General features: G+C 61.0%; 21 protein-coding genes. 16 read left to right on the top strand and 5 right to left on the bottom strand.

Going from position 1 to position 19,801, the window contains the following annotated elements:
* The first annotated feature begins 34 nt into the window (after nt 1-34).
* From JBE38_RS00200 to JBE38_RS00240, 9 genes are all read left to right on the top strand, one after another.
* Nucleotides 35-820 (top strand): TatD family hydrolase, encoded by a 786-nt coding sequence (locus JBE38_RS00200; RefSeq protein WP_161549528.1) that lies wholly within the window; start codon nt 35-37, stop codon nt 818-820.
* Between the two features lie 443 nt (nt 821-1,263).
* Nucleotides 1,264-1,905 carry a TetR/AcrR family transcriptional regulator gene (locus JBE38_RS00205; RefSeq protein WP_090369111.1) on the top strand — a complete coding sequence of 214 codons (642 nt, stop codon included), beginning with the start codon at nt 1,264-1,266 and terminating at the stop codon, nt 1,903-1,905.
* A gap of 114 nt (nt 1,906-2,019) precedes the next feature.
* Nucleotides 2,020-2,988 carry a GTP 3',8-cyclase MoaA gene (locus tag JBE38_RS00210; protein WP_090369113.1) on the top strand — a complete coding sequence of 323 codons (969 nt, stop codon included), beginning with the start codon at nt 2,020-2,022 and terminating at the stop codon, nt 2,986-2,988.
* 220 nt (nt 2,989-3,208) lie between these two features.
* Nucleotides 3,209-3,814: a DUF4823 domain-containing protein gene (locus tag JBE38_RS00215; protein WP_060756296.1), complete on the top strand. Its 606-nt coding sequence runs from the start codon at nt 3,209-3,211 to the stop codon at nt 3,812-3,814.
* Between the two features lie 15 nt (nt 3,815-3,829).
* The gene (locus tag JBE38_RS00220; protein WP_126870971.1) at nt 3,830-4,390 is read left to right on the top strand and encodes a DUF1285 domain-containing protein; all 561 of its coding nucleotides are present in this window, start codon (nt 3,830-3,832) and stop codon (nt 4,388-4,390) included.
* A 70-nt stretch (nt 4,391-4,460) separates the two neighbouring features.
* Nucleotides 4,461-5,174, top strand: a complete 714-nt coding sequence (locus JBE38_RS00225; protein ID WP_090369118.1) for a GntR family transcriptional regulator — start codon at nt 4,461-4,463, stop codon at nt 5,172-5,174.
* Nucleotides 5,171-6,172, top strand: a complete 1,002-nt coding sequence (locus tag JBE38_RS00230; RefSeq protein WP_205343312.1) for an ADP-ribosylglycohydrolase family protein — start codon at nt 5,171-5,173, stop codon at nt 6,170-6,172. The genes JBE38_RS00225 and JBE38_RS00230 overlap by 4 nt, the downstream gene beginning before the upstream one ends.
* 82 nt (nt 6,173-6,254) lie before the next feature.
* Nucleotides 6,255-7,724, top strand: a complete 1,470-nt coding sequence (locus JBE38_RS00235) for a purine-cytosine permease family protein (RefSeq protein ID WP_205343313.1) — start codon at nt 6,255-6,257, stop codon at nt 7,722-7,724.
* Nucleotides 7,717-8,634, top strand: a complete 918-nt coding sequence (locus JBE38_RS00240; protein ID WP_205343314.1) for a PfkB family carbohydrate kinase — start codon at nt 7,717-7,719, stop codon at nt 8,632-8,634. Before JBE38_RS00235 ends, JBE38_RS00240 begins: the two co-directional genes overlap by 8 nt.
* Before the next feature lie 52 nt (nt 8,635-8,686).
* Here the strand turns inward: JBE38_RS00240 and JBE38_RS00245 are convergent, their stop codons facing one another.
* From JBE38_RS00245 to JBE38_RS00255, 3 genes are read right to left on the bottom strand one after another with little or no spacing between them, the layout of a single operon-like run.
* A complete protein-coding gene (locus JBE38_RS00245; RefSeq protein WP_198763456.1) occupies nt 8,687-9,067 on the bottom strand; it encodes a Rho termination factor N-terminal domain-containing protein in 381 nt (126 codons plus the stop codon).
* A 49-nt stretch (nt 9,068-9,116) separates the two neighbouring features.
* Nucleotides 9,117-9,383: a hypothetical protein gene (locus tag JBE38_RS00250; RefSeq protein WP_060756289.1), complete on the bottom strand. Its 267-nt coding sequence runs from the start codon at nt 9,381-9,383 to the stop codon at nt 9,117-9,119.
* A 49-nt stretch (nt 9,384-9,432) separates the two neighbouring features.
* Entirely contained in the window at nt 9,433-9,765 is a 333-nt protein-coding gene (locus JBE38_RS00255; protein ID WP_060756288.1) for a hypothetical protein, read from the bottom strand.
* Between the two features lie 187 nt (nt 9,766-9,952).
* On the opposite strand from JBE38_RS00255, the gene JBE38_RS00260 reads away from it, so the two are divergent.
* The 6 genes from JBE38_RS00260 (at nt 9,953) to JBE38_RS00285 (ending at nt 15,990) form a co-directional block, all read left to right on the top strand.
* Nucleotides 9,953-10,432 carry a GNAT family N-acetyltransferase gene (locus JBE38_RS00260; protein WP_060756287.1) on the top strand — a complete coding sequence of 160 codons (480 nt, stop codon included), beginning with the start codon at nt 9,953-9,955 and terminating at the stop codon, nt 10,430-10,432.
* A gap of 344 nt (nt 10,433-10,776) precedes the next feature.
* Nucleotides 10,777-11,598, top strand: coding sequence for an SDR family oxidoreductase (locus JBE38_RS00265; protein ID WP_161549535.1), 822 nt, complete (start codon nt 10,777-10,779; stop codon nt 11,596-11,598).
* A gap of 32 nt (nt 11,599-11,630) precedes the next feature.
* The gene (locus JBE38_RS00270) at nt 11,631-12,611 is read left to right on the top strand and encodes a substrate-binding domain-containing protein (RefSeq protein ID WP_205343315.1); all 981 of its coding nucleotides are present in this window, start codon (nt 11,631-11,633) and stop codon (nt 12,609-12,611) included.
* Complete coding sequence (gene araG, locus JBE38_RS00275) at nt 12,608-14,107, top strand: L-arabinose ABC transporter ATP-binding protein AraG (RefSeq protein WP_205343632.1); 1,500 nt, start codon at nt 12,608-12,610, stop codon at nt 14,105-14,107. Before JBE38_RS00270 ends, araG begins: the two co-directional genes overlap by 4 nt.
* A 17-nt stretch (nt 14,108-14,124) precedes the next feature.
* Nucleotides 14,125-15,090 carry an L-arabinose ABC transporter permease AraH gene (gene araH, locus JBE38_RS00280; RefSeq protein WP_205343316.1) on the top strand — a complete coding sequence of 322 codons (966 nt, stop codon included), beginning with the start codon at nt 14,125-14,127 and terminating at the stop codon, nt 15,088-15,090.
* A 96-nt stretch (nt 15,091-15,186) separates the two neighbouring features.
* Entirely contained in the window at nt 15,187-15,990 is an 804-nt protein-coding gene (locus JBE38_RS00285) for an IclR family transcriptional regulator (RefSeq protein WP_205343317.1), read from the top strand.
* Here JBE38_RS00285 and JBE38_RS00290 read toward each other — a convergent pair whose 3' ends face one another.
* The gene (locus tag JBE38_RS00290; protein WP_090369133.1) at nt 15,991-17,043 is read right to left on the bottom strand and encodes an NAD(P)-dependent alcohol dehydrogenase; all 1,053 of its coding nucleotides are present in this window, start codon (nt 17,041-17,043) and stop codon (nt 15,991-15,993) included. It lies immediately after the preceding gene.
* Nucleotides 17,044-17,223: 180 nt separating this feature from the next.
* On the opposite strand from JBE38_RS00290, the gene JBE38_RS00295 reads away from it, so the two are divergent.
* A complete protein-coding gene (locus JBE38_RS00295; RefSeq protein ID WP_060756281.1) occupies nt 17,224-18,117 on the top strand; it encodes an AraC family transcriptional regulator in 894 nt (297 codons plus the stop codon).
* On the opposite strand, the gene JBE38_RS00300 is transcribed toward JBE38_RS00295, so the two are convergent.
* Complete coding sequence (locus JBE38_RS00300) at nt 18,114-19,502, bottom strand: aminotransferase-like domain-containing protein (RefSeq protein WP_090369135.1); 1,389 nt, start codon at nt 19,500-19,502, stop codon at nt 18,114-18,116. The two genes, JBE38_RS00295 and JBE38_RS00300, sit on opposite strands and share 4 nt — an antisense overlap.
* Between the last annotated feature and the right edge of the window lie 299 nt (nt 19,503-19,801).

The following is a 19,801-nucleotide window of genomic DNA, read 5'->3' on the forward strand; positions in this document are numbered from 1 at the left end:
CAGACACTTATCGTGACTCAAGTTGTAACTTCCTATGCTCGTAGATTCCCATTGCCATCTTGATCGACTCGACCTTGCCCAGCACGGCGGCTCCCTTGACGCTGCCCTTGAAGCGGCGCGCCAGCGCGGGGTTGGGCACTTCCTGTGTATTGGCGTCAGCGCCGATAACGCCGCCGACGTCAAGGCCCTGGCCGAGCGTTACGCCGATGTGGATTGCTCGGTGGGTATCCACCCGCTGGACCTCAAGCCCGGCGAAGCGCCGGCCCTCGATTGGTTGCTGAGTGAACTCAACCACCCGCGCGTGGTGGCCATCGGCGAGACCGGGCTGGATTACCACTACGAGCCTGAAGCGGCCGAATTGCAGCAAGCGTCGTTCCGCCTGCACCTGCAAGCCGCCCGGCAAACCGCCAAGCCGGTGATTGTCCATACCCGTGGCGCCCGCGCCGACACCCTGGCCTTGCTGCGCGAAGCCGCACTGCCCCAGGCGGGTGTGCTGCATTGCTTCACTGAAGACTGGGACATGGCCAAGGCCGCTCTGGACCTGGGTTTCTACATCTCCCTGTCAGGCATCGTCACCTTCCGCAATGCTGACGCTTTGCGTGACGTGGCGCGCCAAGTGCCGGCCGACCGCTTGCTGGTGGAGACCGATTCGCCGTACCTGGCGCCGATTCCCCATCGGGGCAAACCGAACCTGCCGGAGTATGTGCGCGACGTGGCGGATTATCTGGCGATGCTGCGCGGCGAGTCCTACGAGCGTTTTGCCGAACAGACTACCGAGAATTTCCGGCGCCTGTTTCCGTTGGCTCACGTCGCTGTGTAAGAGGCTTAAACGGCAGGCAAAAAAAACCCGGGTTCTGGGGGGTGAATCCGGGCTAAGACCATTAGGAGTAAACAAGGGTACGCAGTCCGTCGGTACCCGGGTCGACGCGCCACTTGGGGGAGATGCCACGCCGACAGTTGAAGTATTGATCACTATCCTATTCAGTCCAGTCGGATCTGATCGTTTTTTAAACAGATTTGGAATACACGCGCTTCCCTTGAGTTCTCATTGGGTTGATGGGCAGGTGCAGGTGTTGCGTATTATTTCTGACTGATATCGGTAAAAACGTTGGCGTGCTGAAAGTTTAGTGCGGAGCGGGTTCACATAGGCGTTGCCCAACGACCGTTCAGTCGGGATAATCCCTCGAACCGGGTAAATCGTATCGCCAGGTATCCCTGGCCCTGCGCAACCCTTCACCTATTCACTCTGCAGACCTTTTCCTCATGCAAAAAGAACCCCGTAAGGTCCGTGAGTTTCGCCGCCGCGAGCAGGAAATTCTCGACACCGCACTCAAGCTGTTCCTCGAACAAGGTGAAGACAGCGTCACCGTCGAGATGATTGCGGATGCCGTGGGTATCGGCAAAGGCACCATCTACAAGCACTTCAAGTCCAAGGCCGAGATTTACCTGCGCCTGATGCTCGACTACGAGCGCGACTTGAACGAGCTGTTGCACTCGGCCGACGTGGACAAGGACAAGGAAGCCCTGTCCCGCGCCTACTTCGAGTTCCGCATGCGCGACCCGCAGCGTTATCGCCTGTTCGACCGCCTGGAAGAAAAGGTGGTCAAGGGGCATCAGGTGCCGGAAATGGTCGAGGAGCTGCACAAGATCCGTGCCTCGAACTTCGAACGCCTGACCTTGCTGATCAAGGGCCGCATCAGCGAAGGCAAGCTTGAAGATGTGCCGCCCTATTTCCACTACTGCGCCGCCTGGGCGTTGGTGCACGGCGCCGTGGCGCTGTATCACTCGCCGTTCTGGAGTAATGTGCTGGAAGATCAGGAAGGCTTTTTCCAGTTCTTGATGGACATCGGTGTGCGCATGGGCAACAAGCGCAAACACTCGACGGACCTGCCGCCCGCACCCTGATGATTTTCTGCCTGGCGCGGTATCCCGGGAATATACTCAGGCAGGGATCTTGCTAAAAGCTGATTATTGAGTCAGCTTCTAGCACGCCCACATTATCCTCTGCCGGAGTGATCCATGATCGTTGATCGTCAAGGCAGGCGGTTTCGCAATTTGCGGATCAGCCTGACTTCAGCCTGCAATTATGCGTGTACCTATTGCGTGCCCAATGGCAAGCGATTGGTGGCTGCCCAGGATGAACTCTCGGCTGAGGCGATGGCGCGTGGCGTGGCCTACCTGATCGAAGCGGCGGGCATCGACCGCCTGCGTATCACCGGCGGCGAGCCGTTGGTCAGCCCCAAGCTGGAAGCCTTCATGGGCGCGGTAGGGCAGATGGGCCTGAGTGACATCAGCCTGACCACCAATGGCCAGTTGCTTGCGCGCAAACTGCCGCTGTTGCTGGATGCCGGTATCCGGCGCATCAACGTCTCCCTCGATACCCTGGACGCCGACGCCTTCCGCGGCATTGCCCGTGGCGGCGACCTGGCCAGCGTGCTCGCCGGTATGGACCAGGCCCGTGCGGCCGGGATCAAGATCAAGGTCAACATGGTGCCACTGCGCGGGCAGAACCTGGACCAGGTCATGCCGCTGCTCGACTACTGCCTGGAGCGTGGCTACGAGCTGCGCTTTATCGAGCTGATGCGCATGGGCCACCTGGCCAAGGACTCCAACGCGTTCCTGCAGCAATTTGTCAGCCTGCAGCAACTGCTCAGCCTGATCGGCGAACATCACGACTATCTGCAGGCCGATGCCCCCGTGGATGCTACGGCGGTGCGCTATGAGGTGCCGGGCAAAGGCTTCTTCGGTGTGATCGCCAATGAAAGCGTACCGTTTTGCCGCACGTGTTCGCGACTGCGGCTGTCCTCTACCGGTTGGTTGCATGGTTGCCTGTCGTCGAGTAACCGGCATTACATCGGTGACCTGCTGGACAAGCCGCGCCACCAGGCTTTGCCGGCCCTGCAAGGCTTGTTGATGAAAGCCCTGGGCGACAAGCAGGAAGTCGCCTTCTCCGGCGGCGCGACAATCATGAAGATCATTGGCGGCTAACCCACCCCCAGGGCAACCCAACACCCGATGTGGGAGGGGCGGTGCGACGATTCGACTTGCTCCCGATAGGCCGCGCAGCGGCCTCAAAAATGGGCCTGCTACGCAGTCCATCGGGAGCAAGCCCCCTCCCACATTTGTCATGTGTTGCTACCAAATGGCGCAAAACCTGCATCTGACCCCCATTCGCCGGTTTTCCGTCACCGGCTTCTGGAGGATTAGGATGCGTAGTCTGGTTTTGTTGCTGGCGTCGTTGACGCTGAGTGGTTGCATGACCGTCAGCGATATGGCCGAAGGCACCCGTTATCAGATGAGCGACGCCGGGTTGCTGGACCACAGTGATACACGCCGTACGGCCTCGGTTCGTATACAGCCGGACTCCTTTGTGTTTATCGCCCAGGGCGCCTTTGTACCGCCGGGCAGCGCCTACCCGCGCCCCAACGTGGTGGCCGAGGAAGCCTTCAATGGCTTCGTCGAGTATTTCCCCATGGTACGCCGCGCCCGCAAGCCCGAAGGGCTCGAACAAGCCATGGCTGAAGCGCGCGCCGCAGGGGCGCATTACCTGTTGTATTGCCGCTTTGCGGCAGCCGATGACCGTATCGGCAACGCCGATGAGTGGACCGATCAGCAGGCCCTGGACCGACTGGGCCTGGATAGCGGGGTGATCCAGATCATGTTGATCGAGACCAGCACCCAGTATTTGATTGATACTGCACGCATTCGCAGTCGTGGCGGTTTACTGACGTTCCACGACAACAAGCCAGAAGATCTGATTGCCCGCCCGCTGGCGCAGTACGCCCGAGGCTTGCTGGGCATGAGCAATCAGTAAGAGCAGGAGAACCCGATGACCGATTCCGCCAAGGCCAATGATCTGTTGGCCCAACTGCCCAAGGGTAAGGGACCGGCGCCAGTGCACCTGTGGAATCCGGATTTCTGCGGCCACATCGACATGCGCATCGCCCGCGATGGCACCTGGTTTTATCAGGGCACGCCGATTGGGCGTAAGCCGATGGTCAAGTTGTTCTCCAATATCATCCGCCGTGACGGTGACGAGTATTTTCTGGTCACGCCCGTGGAAAAGGTCGGCATCCGCGTCGATGATGCGCCGTTTGTCGCGTTGACCCTGGAGGTGCAAGGGCAGGGCGAAGACCAGGTGCTGCGCTTTACGACCAATGTCGACGAGCAGATCGACGCCGGCCTCGACCACCCGTTGCGGGTGGTGATCGATCCGGTCACCCAGGAACCGGCCCCCTATCTGCGGGTGCGTACCAACCTGGAGGCACTCGTGCATCGCAACGCGTTCTATCAATTGGTCGAGCTGGCGGTGAGTCGCCCGATCAACGGTCAGAACTGGCTGGGTGTCTGGAGCGGCGGGGCGTTTTTCCCTATTGGCCTGGAACCCTGAGGCGCGTTTTTTCAGCTCCCTGAAATAATTTGCTTGCGGGAAACCGGCGCTTTCGGCTATCAATTTGTACATGATTAAACATGTTCGATTTGATAAGAAAAAACGCGTCGTCGACGAACTCATCCGCCGGATCGAGGCTGGAGTGATGGCCGACGGTTTCCTGCTCCCCGGCGAGCACCAGTTGGCCGAAGAGTTCGCGGTCAGCCGCGGCACCCTGCGCGAAGCACTGGCCGAACTCAAGCGGCGCAACTACATCGCCACTCAGAGCGGTGTCGGCTCCATCGTCACCTTTGACGGCATGGCGCTCGACCAACGCAGCGGGTGGGCCCAGGCCTTGGCCGATACGGGCGCGCAGGTGACCACCGATATCTTGCGTCTGGAAGCCGTAACCCGTCCTGACCTGCTCAGCCGTTTCGGCAGCGACCAGTTCATTGCGCTCGATCGCCTGCGCCGCACCCCCGATGGTGTCGCGGTGTCCCTGGAGCGCTCGCTGATGCCCGCTTGCGGTGGTTTGGAAAGCTTGCCCAGCGTCGGCTTGATCGATAACTCACTGACCATCACCTTGGCAGCCTTTGGCTACATAGGCGCCAACGGCGACCAATGGATCGGCGCCGAAGCCTTGAGTGACGACGATGCCGAGTTGCTCGGGCGACCCGCCGGCTGCGTGTTTCTCAAAGCCGCACGCACTACCTACGACCGTCGCGAGCGTTTCATGGAATATGTCGAAAGCTGGCTGGACCCTCTGCATTTTCGTCTGCACCTGCAGTTTGGAGCGTCGAAATGAGCCCGCAAGACCGCGCGCTTGGCGCTTTCTACGGCTTGGCCCTGGGCGATGCCTTGGGGATGCCCACCCAGTCCCTGAGTCGAGAGCAAGTGCGCATGCAATTTGGTGCCATCACCGCTCTGCAAGACGCTCACGCCGACCAGCCTATCGCCCCGAACATGCCGGCCGGTTCGATTACGGATGACACCGAGCAAGCGATCCTGGTCGGTGAGTTACTGGTCGAAGGCCAGGGCAAGATCGACCCCCAGGTGCTCGCCCAACGCCTGATCGACTGGGAAGCAGCCATGCGCGCCAAGGGCTCCCAGGATTTGCTCGGCCCGTCGACCAAGCGCGCGATCGAGATGATCCTCGCCGGCCACACGCCGCAAGAGTCCGGACGCTACGGCACCACCAATGGTGCGGCCATGCGTATTACGCCGGTGGGCATTGCCGCCGACATCCGCGACCCGGCGCAGTTTATCCAGGCGGTGATCCAGGCGTGCCAGGTCACCCATAACACCACGCTGGGCATCTCCAGTGCGGCGGCGGTGGCGGCGGTGGTGTCGGCCGGCATCAACGGAGTGGACTTGGGTGAAGCCTTGAACATCGGCGTCCAGATCGCCCAACAAGCGCAGGACCATGGCTATTGGGTGGCTGGCGGACGCATTTCCACGCGGATCAGTTGGGCGCGCACCTTGAGCGTGGGCAGCGGCGACAAGGCGCTGTTCGCCGACCTGCTTTATGAGTTGATCGGCACCTCCGTGGCGTCCCAGGAATCGGTAGTGGTGTCGTTCGCCCTGGCCCAGCAAGTGGCGGTGGGTGATATGAGCGCATTCGAAGCGCTGTGCCTGGCCGCCAGCCTCGGCGGCGACACCGACACCATCGCCGCGATGCTCGGCGCCATGCTCGGCGCGTGCCTGGGGTTGCAGTGTTGGCCTGAGGCGATGATCGAACAGGTCAAGGCCGTCAATCGTCTGGATCTACAGCCGTTGGTCACAGCCTTGCTCGCACTGCGCTAGGCGCCGCAGGCAAACCTGTGGGAGGGGGCTTGCTCCCACATGAATAAAACAACCATAACAATACCGGCACCAGGAGCTCCCCATGAGCAGCATTTCTTCCGGCCAGAGCGCCGGGCAACTGGAAACACGCGGCATCGAGCCCGTCCCTGAGAGCGAATGCAACGGCCATCCGCTGCAACTGTTCTGGGTCTGGTTCGCGGCCAATATCAGCATCCTCGGCTTGCCGCTTGGGGCGACCCTGGTGGCGTTCCGTGGCTTGTCCATCTGGCAGGCGATCATTGTCGCCATCCTCGGCGCTGCCGGCTCCTTTGCGGTCGTGGGCATTATCTCGATCGCCGGGCGTCGTGGCCGGGCGCCCAGCCTGACCTTGTCCCGCGCCATCTTCGGCGTGCGCGGCAATATCGGCCCTACGGTGGTGTCGCTGATGTCGCGCCTGGGCTGGGAAACCGTCAACACCACCACGGCGGCCTTTGTGTTGCTGTCGTTGTGTTCGATCCTGTTCCATTCGCCGGTCGAAGCGAAAAGCGCACCCGTGCTGACCTTGATCTTCATCGCGATTTTCGTGTTGCTGACCTTGTCGGTTTCCGGCCTCGGGCATGCGACGTTGCTGGTGATCCAGAAGTGGGCCACCTACGTGTTTGGCGCCTTGAACATTCTGGTGGGTGGCTTCCTCTGCGCCACCATCGACTGGAGCGCGGTATTCAATGCCACGCCGGCACCGCTGAGCGCGATGATCATCGGCGTCGGCACCATGGCCGCCGGTACCGGGATCGGTTGGGCCAACGCCGGTGCCGACATGTCGCGCTACCAGCATCGCAGCGTCAAGGCCGCGCGCCTGGTGGCGTCCGCCGCGTTTGGCGCGGGCATTCCGCTGGTGCTGTTGATCACCCTCGGGGGGCTGTTGTCGGTGGGTAATCACGACCTGGCGTCGGCCACCGACCCGATCATTGCGATCCGCGACATGTTGCCGACCTGGATGGCCGTGCCCTACCTGATCACCGCCTTTGGTGGGCTGCTACTGTCGAACAACCTCTCGGTGTACTCGGCCGGGCTCACCACCTTGACCCTCGGCCTCAAGGTCAAGCGCGTGCATGCGGTGATCGTCGACATCGTGGCGATCTTCGCCGGCTCGATTTACTTCATGCTGATCGCCGACAGTTTCTATGGCCCGTTCATCACCTTCATCTCGCTGCTGGCGGTGCCGATTACCGCGTGGGTCGGGATTTTCGTGGTGGACTTGATCCACCGTCACTACTACAGCGCCAAAGACTTGCTGGATGTGAGCCCAAGCAGTGCCTACTGGTATCGCGGTGGCGTGGAGTGGCGTGCGTTCGGCGCCTGGGCCGTGGCGATTGTGCTGGGCTTCAGCTTCACCACTATCGGTACCACCGCCGAAAACATCTGGTTCGCCGGGCCGTTGTCCGACTCCTGGCTGGGCCATAACGGCCTGGGCTGGATCGTCACCTTCCTGGTGGCCGGCGGAATCTATGCGGTACTGGGCGGCGCGGCCGACCGTCGCCCCGCGTTACTTGTCGAGAACCACAATGTCTAGATTGCTGCACACCGGCCAGGTCATCGTCGATCTGGTCATGGCGTTGGATACCTTGCCGGCCACGGGCGGCGATGTCTTGGCGCAATCGGCCAGCTTTGAAACCGGTGGTGGCTTCAATGTCATGGCCGCCGCTCGACGTAATGGGCTGGCGGCGGTCTATCTGGGCCGACACGGTGACGGACGTTTTGGTGATTTGGCCCGTACGGCGATGCAGGCCGAGGGCATTGAGATGGCCCTTGCGGCCAGTGCGGGCAAGGACACTGGTTTGTGCGTGTGCCTGACCGAAGCCACCACCGAGCGCACCTTCATCTCCCATATCGGCGTCGAGGGCGAATTGAGCGCGGAGGACTTGGCCAGGGTTCGACCGCAGCTGGACGACTACGTGTACGTCAGCGGTTACAGCTTATTGCTGGAGGGCAAGGCGCAGCCGCTGGTGGACTGGTTGCTGGCGCTGCCCCGGGCGATCACGGTGGTGTTTGACCCTGGCCCGCTGGTAACCACGCGAGACTCGGCCCCGATGCGCGCACTGTTGCCGCGTATCGATATCTGGACCAGCAATGGTCCCGAAGCCCTGGCATTTACCGGTGCGCCGCAGATTGCAGGCGCATTGCCACAGCTGAGCCGACTCCTGCCTGTCGGAGCATTGCTGGTGGTACGCGATGGGCCGAATGGATGCTGGGTCGGGCGCTCGGGAGCAGTGGAGCAGGTGCCCGGTTTCAAAGTGCAGGCCGTGGACAGTAACGGCGCCGGGGATGCGCATGCAGGCGTGTTGATTGCCGGCTTGGCCAATGGCTTGAATCCTGTTTCGGCAGCACGACGGGCGAATGCCGCCGCGGCATTGGCGGTAACGCGCTGGGGGCCGGCGACGTCTCCCGGCACCGCTGAAGTCGACGCATTAGTCGCGCAATAAATGGGGGAGGGGGCATGCCCCTCCCTTATCTGGAACGGCTTTGGAACTGCGCTCAGCCCGCTTTACGCAGCGCTTCGATCAATTGATCCTTGCGCATGCTCGACCGACCAGGAATATCCTTGGCCCGCGCTTCCTTCAACAAGCTCTCCTTGGTCTGGGTTTCCAGCGAAGCACGGCTGCCGCGCGGGTGTCCCTGACGCGAGGCGGCGGCGCGCTTGGCCGACTCATGCCGGTCCTCGGCTTTCTGGGTCGAGGGCTTGCGCCGGCCCGAACCGCCCGCCTTTTCGCCACCGCCGGACTGCTTGTTCACAGTGGCCCAGGCGCGGGCTTCAGCCTCTTCCTTGGACAGGCCCTTGTGCTCATAACTCTCCTCGATACGCGCGGCTTTACGCTTTTGTGCGGCGGTGTATTTGGCTTTGCTTCCAAGAGGCATTGCGATACTCCTCCTGGCCCCGGCAGCGGGGCCAGACCAGACAAATGAATTACTGCGGGCTGTTACCGTCGAGCTTGCGCGCTTCATCAACGCCAGAAGCGGTCAGCTTGATCGGCAGGTTCAACGAATATTCACCGGCATCGTCGGTGGTCACATGCCCATCCTTGATAAACCCGCGCTCCTGCAGGAAGGCCAGGACACTGGCCACCTCCTTTTCGCCGCGGTAGTTATCCAGCACCTCCTTGCCCAAGCCGTTCGGGTGAGCGTGCAGCAGGCGGGTGAGGACTTCTTTCTCAAGGTTTCTATCGACGTTCATGTGTACCTCTTCACTGGGGAATGATCGGGTGTTCGTCATGCTCGCGGGATCAAGGCGCAGGCTGTTTCGGTGCGCCAGGGATATTGCTGTCATCGCCTTTGTTCACTTTGGGTTCGGCATTCACACCCGGGCCCATCTTGCCATTGCCCACGGCAGGCGGCGCCTGGCGCTGGGTATCGTTGCCCTGGGTACGTGGGTCGGCACCGGCGCCGTTATCGATGATCGCGCCGCCGTTGGTGTCCATGCCGGTGCCCATGGATTTTTGCGATTCGCTGGTGGCCGGGTTGGTCGGCCCCGTGGAGGAGGTCGCGGCAAACGCGCTCAGCGCAGTAGCAGACAGCAGGCCGGTGAGGGCAAGGGCGGCAAACTTGGAATGCTTCATGGGATGTCTCCATAGAGTTAATGTCCTTACCTCTTATTGGTCCGCCCCGGTTTGTGGATCGTGCCTTGTTGACGACGAGCGGTAGCGGGGCACCTGTAAAATTTTGTGTGGCAGGCCGCCAATTGCCCTGCAATCAGTCATCAAAGCCCCTTAGTATGTGTGCTTTGAAATTGTCCAAGGCCTGCCCATGACCATCGAGATTCGCCCCGCCGTGCCCAGCGATGCTGCGCAGATCCTGACGTTTATCACCGAGCTTGCCGAATACGAAAAGGCCCGGCATGAAGTCATCGCCAGCGTCGCGGATATCGAGCGCAGCCTGTTCAGCGAGGGCGCCACGGCCCATGGCTTGATGTGCCTGCGCGACGGCTTGCCGATCGGCTTTGCGGTGTTCTTCTTCAGCTACTCCACCTGGCTTGGCAGCAACTGCCTGTACCTCGAAGACCTGTACATCAATCCCGAACAGCGCGGTGGTGGAGCCGGCAAGAAGTTGTTGCGCCACTTGGCGAAGATCGCCTGCGACAACGGTTGTGGGCGTTTCGAGTGGAGCGTGTTGGACTGGAACGAACCGGCCATCGCCTTCTATAAATCCATCGGCGCCCAACCGCAGGAAGAATGGGTGCGCTACCGCATGGAAGGCGACGCTCTGCGCGACTTCGCCCAGGGCTGACCCGACCGAATGTGAGAGGGGGCTTGCCCTAATGCCTGTCAGTTAAGCGATAAAGCGAGCGATGGATAAATTGTGGGAGGGGCGGTGCGACGATTCGACTTGCTCCCGATAGCGGTGTGTCAGGTTCAGAAACCGTGACTGACACACCGCTATCGGGAGCAAGCCCCCTCCCACAGTGACAGCGTTAAGCCTTAACTGACTGGCATTAGGGCTTGCCTCCTCCCACATTATTTTTGGATTTTCTCAATATGTGGGATGTAAATTTATATATTGAGATGTCTCGAAAGATGGGTTTATAGTCGCCTGCATCAGCACTCACTACCAAAAATAAAACAGGTGAAGCGATGCAGTCCCAACCGTTGTCATTGCCTGCGGTGCCCGAGCCTACCTATGGCGAGCGCCTGAACAACAAAGTGGTGATCGTCACCGGGGCCGCCCAAGGCATTGGCGAGGCGATCGTGGCCTGCTTCCAGGCCCAGCAGGCGCGCCTGGTCATTGCCGATGTGCAGGCCGAAAAGGTCGAGCAAGTCGCCGCCCACTGGCGTGAGCGTGGCGCGCAAATCGTCGCGCAGCCGGTCGATATCACTTCCAAAGAGCAATGGCAGGCACTGGTCAATGTGGCCATCGAGCGTTTCGGTCGCGTCGATGTGCTGGTCAACTGCGCCGGGGTCAATGTGTTCCGTGACCCACTGCAGATGACCGACGAGGACTGGCGCCGCTGCTTCGCCATCGACCTCGACGGTGCCTGGTTCGGTTGTCGCGCCGTGTTGCCGCACATGATCGAGCAGGGCATCGGCAACATCATCAATATCGCCTCCACCCATTCCAGCCACATTATTCCCGGTTGCTTTCCTTATCCTGTGGCCAAGCACGGCCTGCTCGGCCTGACCCGGGCGCTGGGCATCGAATATGCGCCCAAGGGCATCCGCGTCAATGCCATTGCCCCGGGCTATATCGAAACCCAACTCAACGTCGATTACTGGAACGGTTTCCCCGACCCCCAGGCCGAACGCCAACGCGCCTTCGACCTGCACCCGCCCAAGCGCATCGGCCAGCCCATCGAGGTGGCGATGACCGCGCTGTTCCTGGCGACTGACGAAGCGCCCTTTATCAATGCAACCTGCCTGATGATCGATGGCGGGCGTTCTGTGATGTACCACGACTAAAGCGTTTCCCAAGAATAAGAAGGAGGTGGTTCATGCTTAAGAAAACACTCGGCACGCTGGCGCTCGCCGTCGCTTTCAGCGGCTTTGTATCGGCCGAAGAAGTGAAGATCGGCTTTTTGGTCAAGCAGGCCGAAGAACCCTGGTTCCAGACCGAATGGGCGTTTGCCGAGAAGGCCGGCAAGGAGCACGGTTTTACCGTGATCAAGATCGCCGTGCCGGACGGCGAGAAAACCCTCTCGGCCATCGACAGCCTGGCCGCCAATGGCGCCAAGGGCTTTGTGATCTGCCCGCCGGATGTGTCGCTTGGCCCGGCTATCGTCAGCAAGGCCAAGGTCAATGGCTTGAAAGTGATGGCCGTGGATGATCGTTTTGTCGACGCCAAGGGCAACTTCATGGAAGACGTGCCGTACCTGGGCATGGCCGCCTTTGAAGTGGGCCAGAAGCAGGGCGCCGCAATGGCCGCCGAAGCGAAAAAACGCGGCTGGGACTGGAAGGAGACGTACGCGGTCATCAACACCTATAACGAACTCGATACCGGCAAGAAACGCACTGACGGTTCGATCAAATCCCTGGAAGAGGCGGGCATTCCCAAGGACCATATCCTCACCGCCGCGCTCAAGACGCTCGATGTTCCCGGCAGCATGGACGCCACCAACTCGGCCCTGGTCAAGTTGCCCAGCGGCGCGAAGAACCTGATCATCGGGGGCATGAACGACAACACCGTGCTCGGCGGCGTGCGCGCCACCGAAAGCGCAGGGTTTGCCGCCGCCAACGTGATCGGTATCGGCATCAACGGCACCGACGCCATCGGCGAGCTGAAAAAGCCCGACAGCGGCTTCTACGGTTCAATGTTGCCCAGCCCGCATATCGAGGGCTACAACACGGCGCTGGCGATGTACGAGTGGGTCACGACGGGTAAAGAACCGGCAAAGTACACGGCCATGAATGAAGTGACGCTGATCACCCGCGCCAACTTCCAGCAGGAACTGACCAAGATCGGTCTGTGGAAATGACCGGCGCGGCCTTGCGCTTCAATGGCATCGGCAAGGAGTTTCCCGGGGTCAAGGCTCTGGCGCAGATCAGCTTTGAAGCACGGCCGCACACGGTCCACGCGCTGATGGGCGAGAACGGCGCAGGCAAGTCGACCCTGTTGAAGATCCTTGGCGGCGCCTACATCCCAAGCAGCGGCACGGTGCAGATCGGCGAGCAGACCATGACCTTCAAATGCGCCGCCGACAGCATTGCCAGTGGTGTGGCGGTGATCCACCAGGAGTTGCACCTGGTGCCGGAAATGAGCGTGGCCGAGAACCTGTTCCTCGGGCACTTGCCGACGCGCTTTGGCGTGGTCAATCGAAGCCAGCTGCGCAAGCAGGCGCTGGCGTGCCTCAAGGGCCTGGCCGATGAGATCGACCCGGACGAGAAACTGGGGCGGTTATCCCTGGGCCAGCGCCAACTGGTGGAAATCGCCAAGGCATTGTCCCGTGGGGCTCATGTGATTGCCTTTGACGAGCCGACCAGCAGCCTGTCGGCGCGGGAGATTGACCGCTTGATGGCGATCATCACGCGCCTGCGTGATGAGGGCAAAGTGGTGCTGTACGTGTCGCACCGCATGGAAGAGGTCTTCCGTATTTGCGACGCGGTGACGGTGTTCAAGGACGGCCGCTTCGTGCGCACGTTTGATGACATGCGGGCGCTGACCCATGACCAGTTGGTGACCTGCATGGTCGGGCGGGACATCCAGGACATCTACGATTATCGCCCGCGTGAGCAGGGCCAGGTGGCGCTCAAGGTCGATGAGCTGCTTGGCCCCGGCTTGCGTGAGCCGGTCAGTTTCCAGGTGCATCAGGGCGAGATCCTCGGCCTGTTCGGGCTGGTCGGGGCAGGGCGCACCGAGCTGCTGCGCTTGCTCAGCGGTTTGACCCGCAGTAGCGCCGGGCGCCTGGCGCTGTGCGGGGAAACACTGCAATTGCATTCACCTCGCGACGCGATTGCCGCCGGGGTGTTGCTGTGCCCGGAAGACCGCAAGAAAGAAGGGATCATCCCGCTGTCCAGTGTGGCCGAGAACATCAACATCAGTGCCCGTGGTGCGCATTCGAGGTTTGGCTGGTTGCTGCGCGAGGGTTGGGAAAAAGGCAACGCCGACCAACAGATCAAGGCGATGAAGGTCAAGACGCCGAATGCCGAGCAGAAAATCCTGTACCTCTCCGGCGGCAACCAGCAGAAGGCGATCCTGGGCCGCTGGCTGTCGATGCCGATGAAAGTGCTGCTGCTGGATGAGCCCACGCGCGGCATCGATATCGGTGCCAAGTCGGAGATTTACCAGATCATCCATAACCTGGCGGCGAGCGGTATTGCGGTGATCGTGGTGTCCAGCGACTTGATGGAAGTGATGGGCATCAGCGACCGCATCCTGGTGATGAGCGAAGGCGCCCTGACCGGCGCATTGCCCCGCGAGCAGGCGGATGAAGCACGGCTGTTGCAACTGGCTCTCCCGCGCTCGCGGGCTTGAAGAATGCGAGGTGAATGATGTCCGAAGTAAAAACTGCAAAAGGCTTCTGGCCGGGCTTCAACCAGCGCAAGTTCCTCGATGACTGGGTGATGCTGTTGGCGGCGCTCGGCATCTTTGTGCTCAGTGCGCTGTTTATCGACAACTTCCTCTCGCCCCTGAATATGCGTGGCCTGGGCCTGGCGATCTCCACCGTGGGCATTGCGGCGTGCACCATGCTGTTCTGCCTGGCGTCGGGGCACTTCGACTTGTCGGTGGGTTCAGTGATCGCCTGCGCCGGAGTGGTCGCGGCCATCGTCATGCGCGATACCGACAGCGTGATGCTGGGCATCGGCGCGGCCTTGTTGATGGGGCTGATCGTCGGGTTGATCAATGGCATCGTCATTGCCAAGTTGCGCATCAACGCGTTGATCACGACGCTGGCGACCATGCAGATCGTGCGCGGCCTGGCCTACATCTTCTCCAACGGCAAGGCGGTGGGGGTGATGGAAGAAGGCTTCTTCGTGTTCGGCAACGGCCAACTGATGGGCGTGCCGGTGCCGATCATCATCACCGTGGTGTGTTTTGTGTTCTTCGGCTGGCTGCTCAACTACACCACTTACGGGCGTAACACCATGGCCATCGGTGGCAACCAGGAAGCGGCGTTGCTGGCCGGGGTGAACGTCGATCGGACCAAGATCATCATCTTTGCCGTGCACGGTCTGATCGGCGCCCTGGCCGGGGTGATCCTGGCCTCGCGCATGACCTCGGGCCAACCGATGATCGGCCAGGGGTTCGAGCTGACGGTGATCTCCGCCTGCGTGCTGGGCGGGGTGTCGTTGAGTGGCGGTATCGGCATGATCCGGCATGTGATTGCCGGGGTGTTGATTCTGGCGATCATCGAGAATGCGATGAACCTGAAAAACATCGACACGTTCTACCAATACGTGATCCGCGGTTCGATCCTGTTGCTGGCGGTGATCATTGACCGCCTGAAACAACGCTGACCCCTTCACTGGATCTGCCACATGGGATCTGCACTGTATTGACGCCCGGTATTTGCCATAATGCCGCTCGTTTTCGTACCACCACATAGGCCCGATATGCAGGAAAACGCCCACACCCCCGTCAAAGACGCCGCCCCCACCGGCACCCAGACCCTGCTGCGTGGCCTGGGCGTGGTGCAGGCGGTGGCGGCCGGTGCGCGCGACTTGAAGGAAATCGCCAAGCGCATTGGCACCACCCGCAGTACCACCCACCGCCTGGCCAGTTGCCTGGTGGAGGAGCGTTACCTGCGCGTGGTGCCGCAAGTCGGTTATCTGCTGGGGCCGAAGTTGATTGAACTGGGGTTCCAGGCCCGCGAAGAGTTGCCGTTGGTGACCCTGGCCGTGCCGTATCTGGACGAGCTGTCGGCCCTGACCGGAGACACCATCCACCTGGCGATTCGTGAATACGACGACGTGCTCTACCTGCATAAGAACCCCGGCCGCAATGGCCCGGAAATGCGCTCGCGGGTCGGCCATCGCATGCCGTTGGCGCGTACCGGTATCGGCAAGGCGCTGCTATTGGATGACAGCGTAGAAGAGTGGCTGCGCCTGTACGAAGTCAGCTTGCCGGCCAGTGGTAAAAGCCAGGCATGGCCACAACACCCGGAGCAGTCCTGGGCGCAGTTCGAGCAGCGCATGCGGGAATATGTGGTGGGGGGGTATGCGTTCGATCTGGAAGACAACGAACCGTCGATCCGTTGTGTGGCGGCCCCGGTGCGCGACGCCAGCCGGCGAATCGTCGCCGGCATCAGCATCGCCAGTACCGTGCCCTATATGCCGCTGGAAAAAATGGCCGAGCTGATCCCTGTGGTCAAACAGGTCGCAGCCCGGCTGTCGGCGGAGTTGGGCGCGAAAGCCTGATCAGGCTTTCAGGGTCGCCATGTCGATGACAAAGCGGTACTTCACATCACCGGCGATCATGCGGGTGTAAGCCTCGTTGATCTGGCGGATGTCGAGCATTTCGATATCGCACGTGATGTTGTGCTCTGCGCAGAAATCCAGCACTTCCTGGGTTTCGGCAATGCCGCCGATCAACGAACCGGCCAGCACCTTGCGCCCCAGTACCAGCTTGGCCGCATTCACCGGCGGGTCTACCGGCTCGATCAGGCCGACCAGGATGTGCACGCCGTCAAAGCGCAGTACGTCGAGGTAGGGGTTCAGGTCGTGCTGCACGGGGATGGTGTCGAGCAGGAAGTCGAAGCTGCCGGCGGCGGCTTTCATCTGCTCGGCATCGGTGGACACGATCACGTGATCGGCGCCCTGGCGGCGGCCTTCTTCGGCCTTGCTCGCCGAGCGGGTAAACAGGGTCACTTCAGCGCCCATGGCCTTGGCGAACTTGATGCCCATATGGCCCAGGCCACCCATGCCGAGCACGCCGACTTTATCGCCGGCCTTCACGCCGTAATGCTTGAGCGGCGAGTAGGTGGTGATGCCGGCGCAGAGGATCGGCGCGGCGCTGGCCAGGTCGAGCGTGGCCGGGATCTTCACCACAAAGTGCTCGCTGACCACGATGCTGTCCGAGTAGCCGCCCATGGTGTTGCTGCCGTCTACGCGGTCCGGGGTGGCATAGGTCATGGTCGGACCTTCCAGGCAGTATTGCTCCAGGTCGGATTTGCACGCCTCGCAGTGGCGGCACGAGTCGACCATGCAGCCCACGCCGACCAGGTCGCCGACTTTATGCGCGGTGACGTTGGCGCCGATGGCGGTGACCTTGCCGACGATCTCGTGGCCCGGCATCAGCGGGTACACGGCGATGCCCCATTCGTTGCGGGCCTGGTGGATGTCGGAGTGGCAGACGCCGCAGTAGAGAATCTCGATGGCCACGTCATCGGCGCGCGGGCTGCGGCGCTGGAACGACATGGGGGCGAGGGGAGTGGTGGCCGACTGGGCGGCATAACCGATGGCGGTGTACATGGTGAACCTCGCAAAAGGAATGAACAGGGAGGTGGCGCATTCTGCGCGCCGACCCTGGGAGCGAACATGGCAAATGCTCCGAGTCTCATGCCTATTCGTCCGGGAGTGCCCCCGGTTTGGATTCATTGGCCGCCAGACCTGCGATGATGTTCTCATCCCTTGTTCACGAAGTTTTTTGCCATGTTGTTGACTCGCCATCTCGATGCCAACGCGACGTTGGTTGCCTTGATTGAGGGGCTGGCGCCCCGCGACGGTTTTTCGCCCACTCATTTGCCTGGCGTGCAGCTTCTGCGCGCCAGTTGTGATGTGGCGCGTGGGCCGCAGATCTATGAACCGAGCCTGATGTTCGTCGCCCAAGGCAGCAAGGTCGCCTACCTTGGGCCGCGCACGTTGGAGTACGGCGCCGGGCACTACTTGATCCAGGCGATGCCGGTGCCGTTCGAGTGCGAGACGTTCGCCATGGCTGCGGATGCGCCGCTGCTGGGTGTGACGGTGGGCATTGACCGCGTCGTGCTGGGCGAGTTGGTCATGGCCATGGGCATTCAGGCCGGGCCGCCGCCGACGGCGCAGACGCTGGAGTCGATGAGTTCGGTGGTGTTGGATGATGCCATGCGCGGGTGTGTCGAGCGGCTGCTGGAGTGCCTGCACGATCCGCTGGAAAGCCGGATCTTGGGGCCGGCGCGGGTGCGCGAGTTATTGTTCACTGCGTTGCGCGGGCCGCAGGCCGATGTACTGCGCGCACTGGTGGAGCAGCAGGGGCAGTTTTCACGGATTGCCACCTCGCTCAATCACCTGCATGCCCATTACGCCGAGCCGCTGAATATCGAGACCCTGGCGGGCTATGCGCACATGAGTGCGTCGACGTTTCATGAGCACTTCAAGCGCTGCACCTTGTTGTCGCCGGTGCAGTATCTGAAGCGTCTGCGTTTGCTCAAGGCCCAGCAGTTACTGTTGGTGGAGGGCATGGGCGTGGCGCAGGCGGCGCACAGTGTGGGGTACCAGAGCACGTCGCAGTTCAGCCGGGAATACAAACGCTACTTTTTGCGCAATCCGGGCGAAGAGCGAGCGGCCTAGTAATAACGTCGCGGGTCGGACTCGATCAGGCTGGCCAATTTGGTCAGGGCAAAGCGCAATTCGTCCTGGCTGGTGGGTGACATCAGCACCAGTCGCACGCTGCGCGTGACCCCGGAACGTTCGGCCTGGAACTGCGTACCACTGAGTACCAGCACGCCATTGGCGCGCGCCAGCATGGTGAATTCGTCGCTGGTCCAAGGCTCCGGCAGTGTCAGCCAGACATGGTAGGAGTACGGCTGGGTCTTGAGTTCGAAGTTGGCGAAGATCTCCTGGGCAATGGCCTGCCTGCCGGCGGCTTCGTTGCGCTGGATGCGCATCAGTTTTTTGTCCAGGCCTTCGGTGATGACATTGCTGGCCAGTTGCGCGGTCAGCGGCGATGGCATCCATACGCTGCTGCGCACCATCGACGTGAGGCGTGAAAGTAGTTTTGGCGGGCTATAGAGATAGCCGATGCGCAGCGCGGGCATCACCGACTTCGACAGGCTGGTGAGGTACACCGAGCGATCCGGGGCAAACGCCGACAGGGGTTTGATTGACGGGTCGGTGGCGAGGAAACCATAGATGTCATCGTCGAGAATGATGAAGTCGAACTCCTCCGCCAGCGCCGCGATTTGTGCCCGGCGTCGTTGCGACATGATCGCCGCCGTCGGGTTCTGACAGGTCGCCACGCACACCAGCATGGCGGGTTTTTCGCGCTGGCACAGCTCGCGCAACGCCTCGGGAATGATCCCTTCATCGTCCATCGGCACGCCACGCAGGCGGCGTTCAAGGCCGTGCGCCAGGGAAATGATGCCGGGATAGCAGAGTTCTTCGCACAGCACCAAGTCGCCGGCGTTGGTCAGGGCACTCATTGCGACCATCAAGCCGTGCTGGGCGCCGGCGGTGATGATCACCTGCTGCCATTGTGCGTCGGGCAACGAATGTCGCAGCCACTGCGCCCCCGCCTCACGGTGTGCCGGGTGCCCACCGTCTGGCGCGTAATCCAGGGCTCGGGCGAAATCGGTGCTCTTGGCCAAACCTACAAGTGCGTCGCGCAGCCAGTATTCCAGAGTTTCGCTGGAGGGCTTGATGATCGAAAGATCGAGCAGTTCGGACTGACCCAGGTTCAGTGTTGCGGCGCTGTTACTGGCGGGCAGCTCCAGCTGTTTTTGATTGAGCACATACGTGCCGCGCCCCACTTCCCCCTGCACCAGCTTACGCCGATGGGCTTCGCTATAGGCCCGGCTGATGGTGCCCGGTGTGACATTCAGCGTCGTGGCCAGCTCCCGCAAGGTCGGAAGACGGTCACCCTCGCTCAACACGCCGTTATTGATATCGCGCGCCAACGCATCGGCAATCGACAAATACATCGGCTGGTTGAACTCGCTTAGCTGGGGAACCCACATGAATGATCACTGCCCATCGTAGAAATGATGAATATCCGAGCATATCACATGGAAGTTAGACAACTGATAAATCGAGCTAATCTGACAATTGAGTCGATTGATGTAGTGATTGAGTCGAAGAGAATTAAGCGATGATGATATTTTTTAAAAGAAAAATAATTAATTAAATCAATTGATTACTTTGTTTATAGGGCGAAAATCAAGACCGCTGGCAAAAAAACATCTCGTAACAACCTCGCTGCCTATTGAATCAATTCAATTCATTCAAATACACTCGTCTCGAATCGAATCAATCGACT

Source organism: Pseudomonas sp. ICBG1301 (genome assembly GCF_016918385.1).
GTDB classification, from domain to species: domain Bacteria; phylum Pseudomonadota; class Gammaproteobacteria; order Pseudomonadales; family Pseudomonadaceae; genus Aquipseudomonas; species Aquipseudomonas palleroniana.

Bases quoted from the DNA above. Each gene is read 5' to 3' on its own strand.
- JBE38_RS00200 (WP_161549528.1), top strand. From the start codon at position 35: ATGCTCGTAGATTCCCATTGCCATCTTGATCGACTCGACCTTGCCCAG.
- JBE38_RS00205 (WP_090369111.1), top strand. From the start codon at position 1,264: ATGCAAAAAGAACCCCGTAAGGTCCGTGAGTTTCGCCGCCGCGAGCAG.
- JBE38_RS00210 (WP_090369113.1), top strand. From the start codon at position 2,020: ATGATCGTTGATCGTCAAGGCAGGCGGTTTCGCAATTTGCGGATCAGC.
- JBE38_RS00215 (WP_060756296.1), top strand. From the start codon at position 3,209: ATGCGTAGTCTGGTTTTGTTGCTGGCGTCGTTGACGCTGAGTGGTTGC.
- JBE38_RS00220 (WP_126870971.1), top strand. From the start codon at position 3,830: ATGACCGATTCCGCCAAGGCCAATGATCTGTTGGCCCAACTGCCCAAG.
- JBE38_RS00225 (WP_090369118.1), top strand. From the start codon at position 4,461: ATGATTAAACATGTTCGATTTGATAAGAAAAAACGCGTCGTCGACGAA.
- JBE38_RS00230 (WP_205343312.1), top strand. From the start codon at position 5,171: ATGAGCCCGCAAGACCGCGCGCTTGGCGCTTTCTACGGCTTGGCCCTG.
- JBE38_RS00235 (WP_205343313.1), top strand. From the start codon at position 6,255: ATGAGCAGCATTTCTTCCGGCCAGAGCGCCGGGCAACTGGAAACACGC.
- JBE38_RS00240 (WP_205343314.1), top strand. From the start codon at position 7,717: ATGTCTAGATTGCTGCACACCGGCCAGGTCATCGTCGATCTGGTCATG.
- JBE38_RS00245 (WP_198763456.1), bottom strand. From the start codon at position 9,067: ATGCCTCTTGGAAGCAAAGCCAAATACACCGCCGCACAAAAGCGTAAA.
- JBE38_RS00250 (WP_060756289.1), bottom strand. From the start codon at position 9,383: ATGAACGTCGATAGAAACCTTGAGAAAGAAGTCCTCACCCGCCTGCTG.
- JBE38_RS00255 (WP_060756288.1), bottom strand. From the start codon at position 9,765: ATGAAGCATTCCAAGTTTGCCGCCCTTGCCCTCACCGGCCTGCTGTCT.
- JBE38_RS00260 (WP_060756287.1), top strand. From the start codon at position 9,953: ATGACCATCGAGATTCGCCCCGCCGTGCCCAGCGATGCTGCGCAGATC.
- JBE38_RS00265 (WP_161549535.1), top strand. From the start codon at position 10,777: ATGCAGTCCCAACCGTTGTCATTGCCTGCGGTGCCCGAGCCTACCTAT.
- JBE38_RS00270 (WP_205343315.1), top strand. From the start codon at position 11,631: ATGCTTAAGAAAACACTCGGCACGCTGGCGCTCGCCGTCGCTTTCAGC.
- araG (WP_205343632.1), top strand. From the start codon at position 12,608: ATGACCGGCGCGGCCTTGCGCTTCAATGGCATCGGCAAGGAGTTTCCC.
- araH (WP_205343316.1), top strand. From the start codon at position 14,125: ATGTCCGAAGTAAAAACTGCAAAAGGCTTCTGGCCGGGCTTCAACCAG.
- JBE38_RS00285 (WP_205343317.1), top strand. From the start codon at position 15,187: ATGCAGGAAAACGCCCACACCCCCGTCAAAGACGCCGCCCCCACCGGC.
- JBE38_RS00290 (WP_090369133.1), bottom strand. From the start codon at position 17,043: ATGTACACCGCCATCGGTTATGCCGCCCAGTCGGCCACCACTCCCCTC.
- JBE38_RS00295 (WP_060756281.1), top strand. From the start codon at position 17,224: ATGTTGTTGACTCGCCATCTCGATGCCAACGCGACGTTGGTTGCCTTG.
- JBE38_RS00300 (WP_090369135.1), bottom strand. From the start codon at position 19,502: ATGTGGGTTCCCCAGCTAAGCGAGTTCAACCAGCCGATGTATTTGTCG.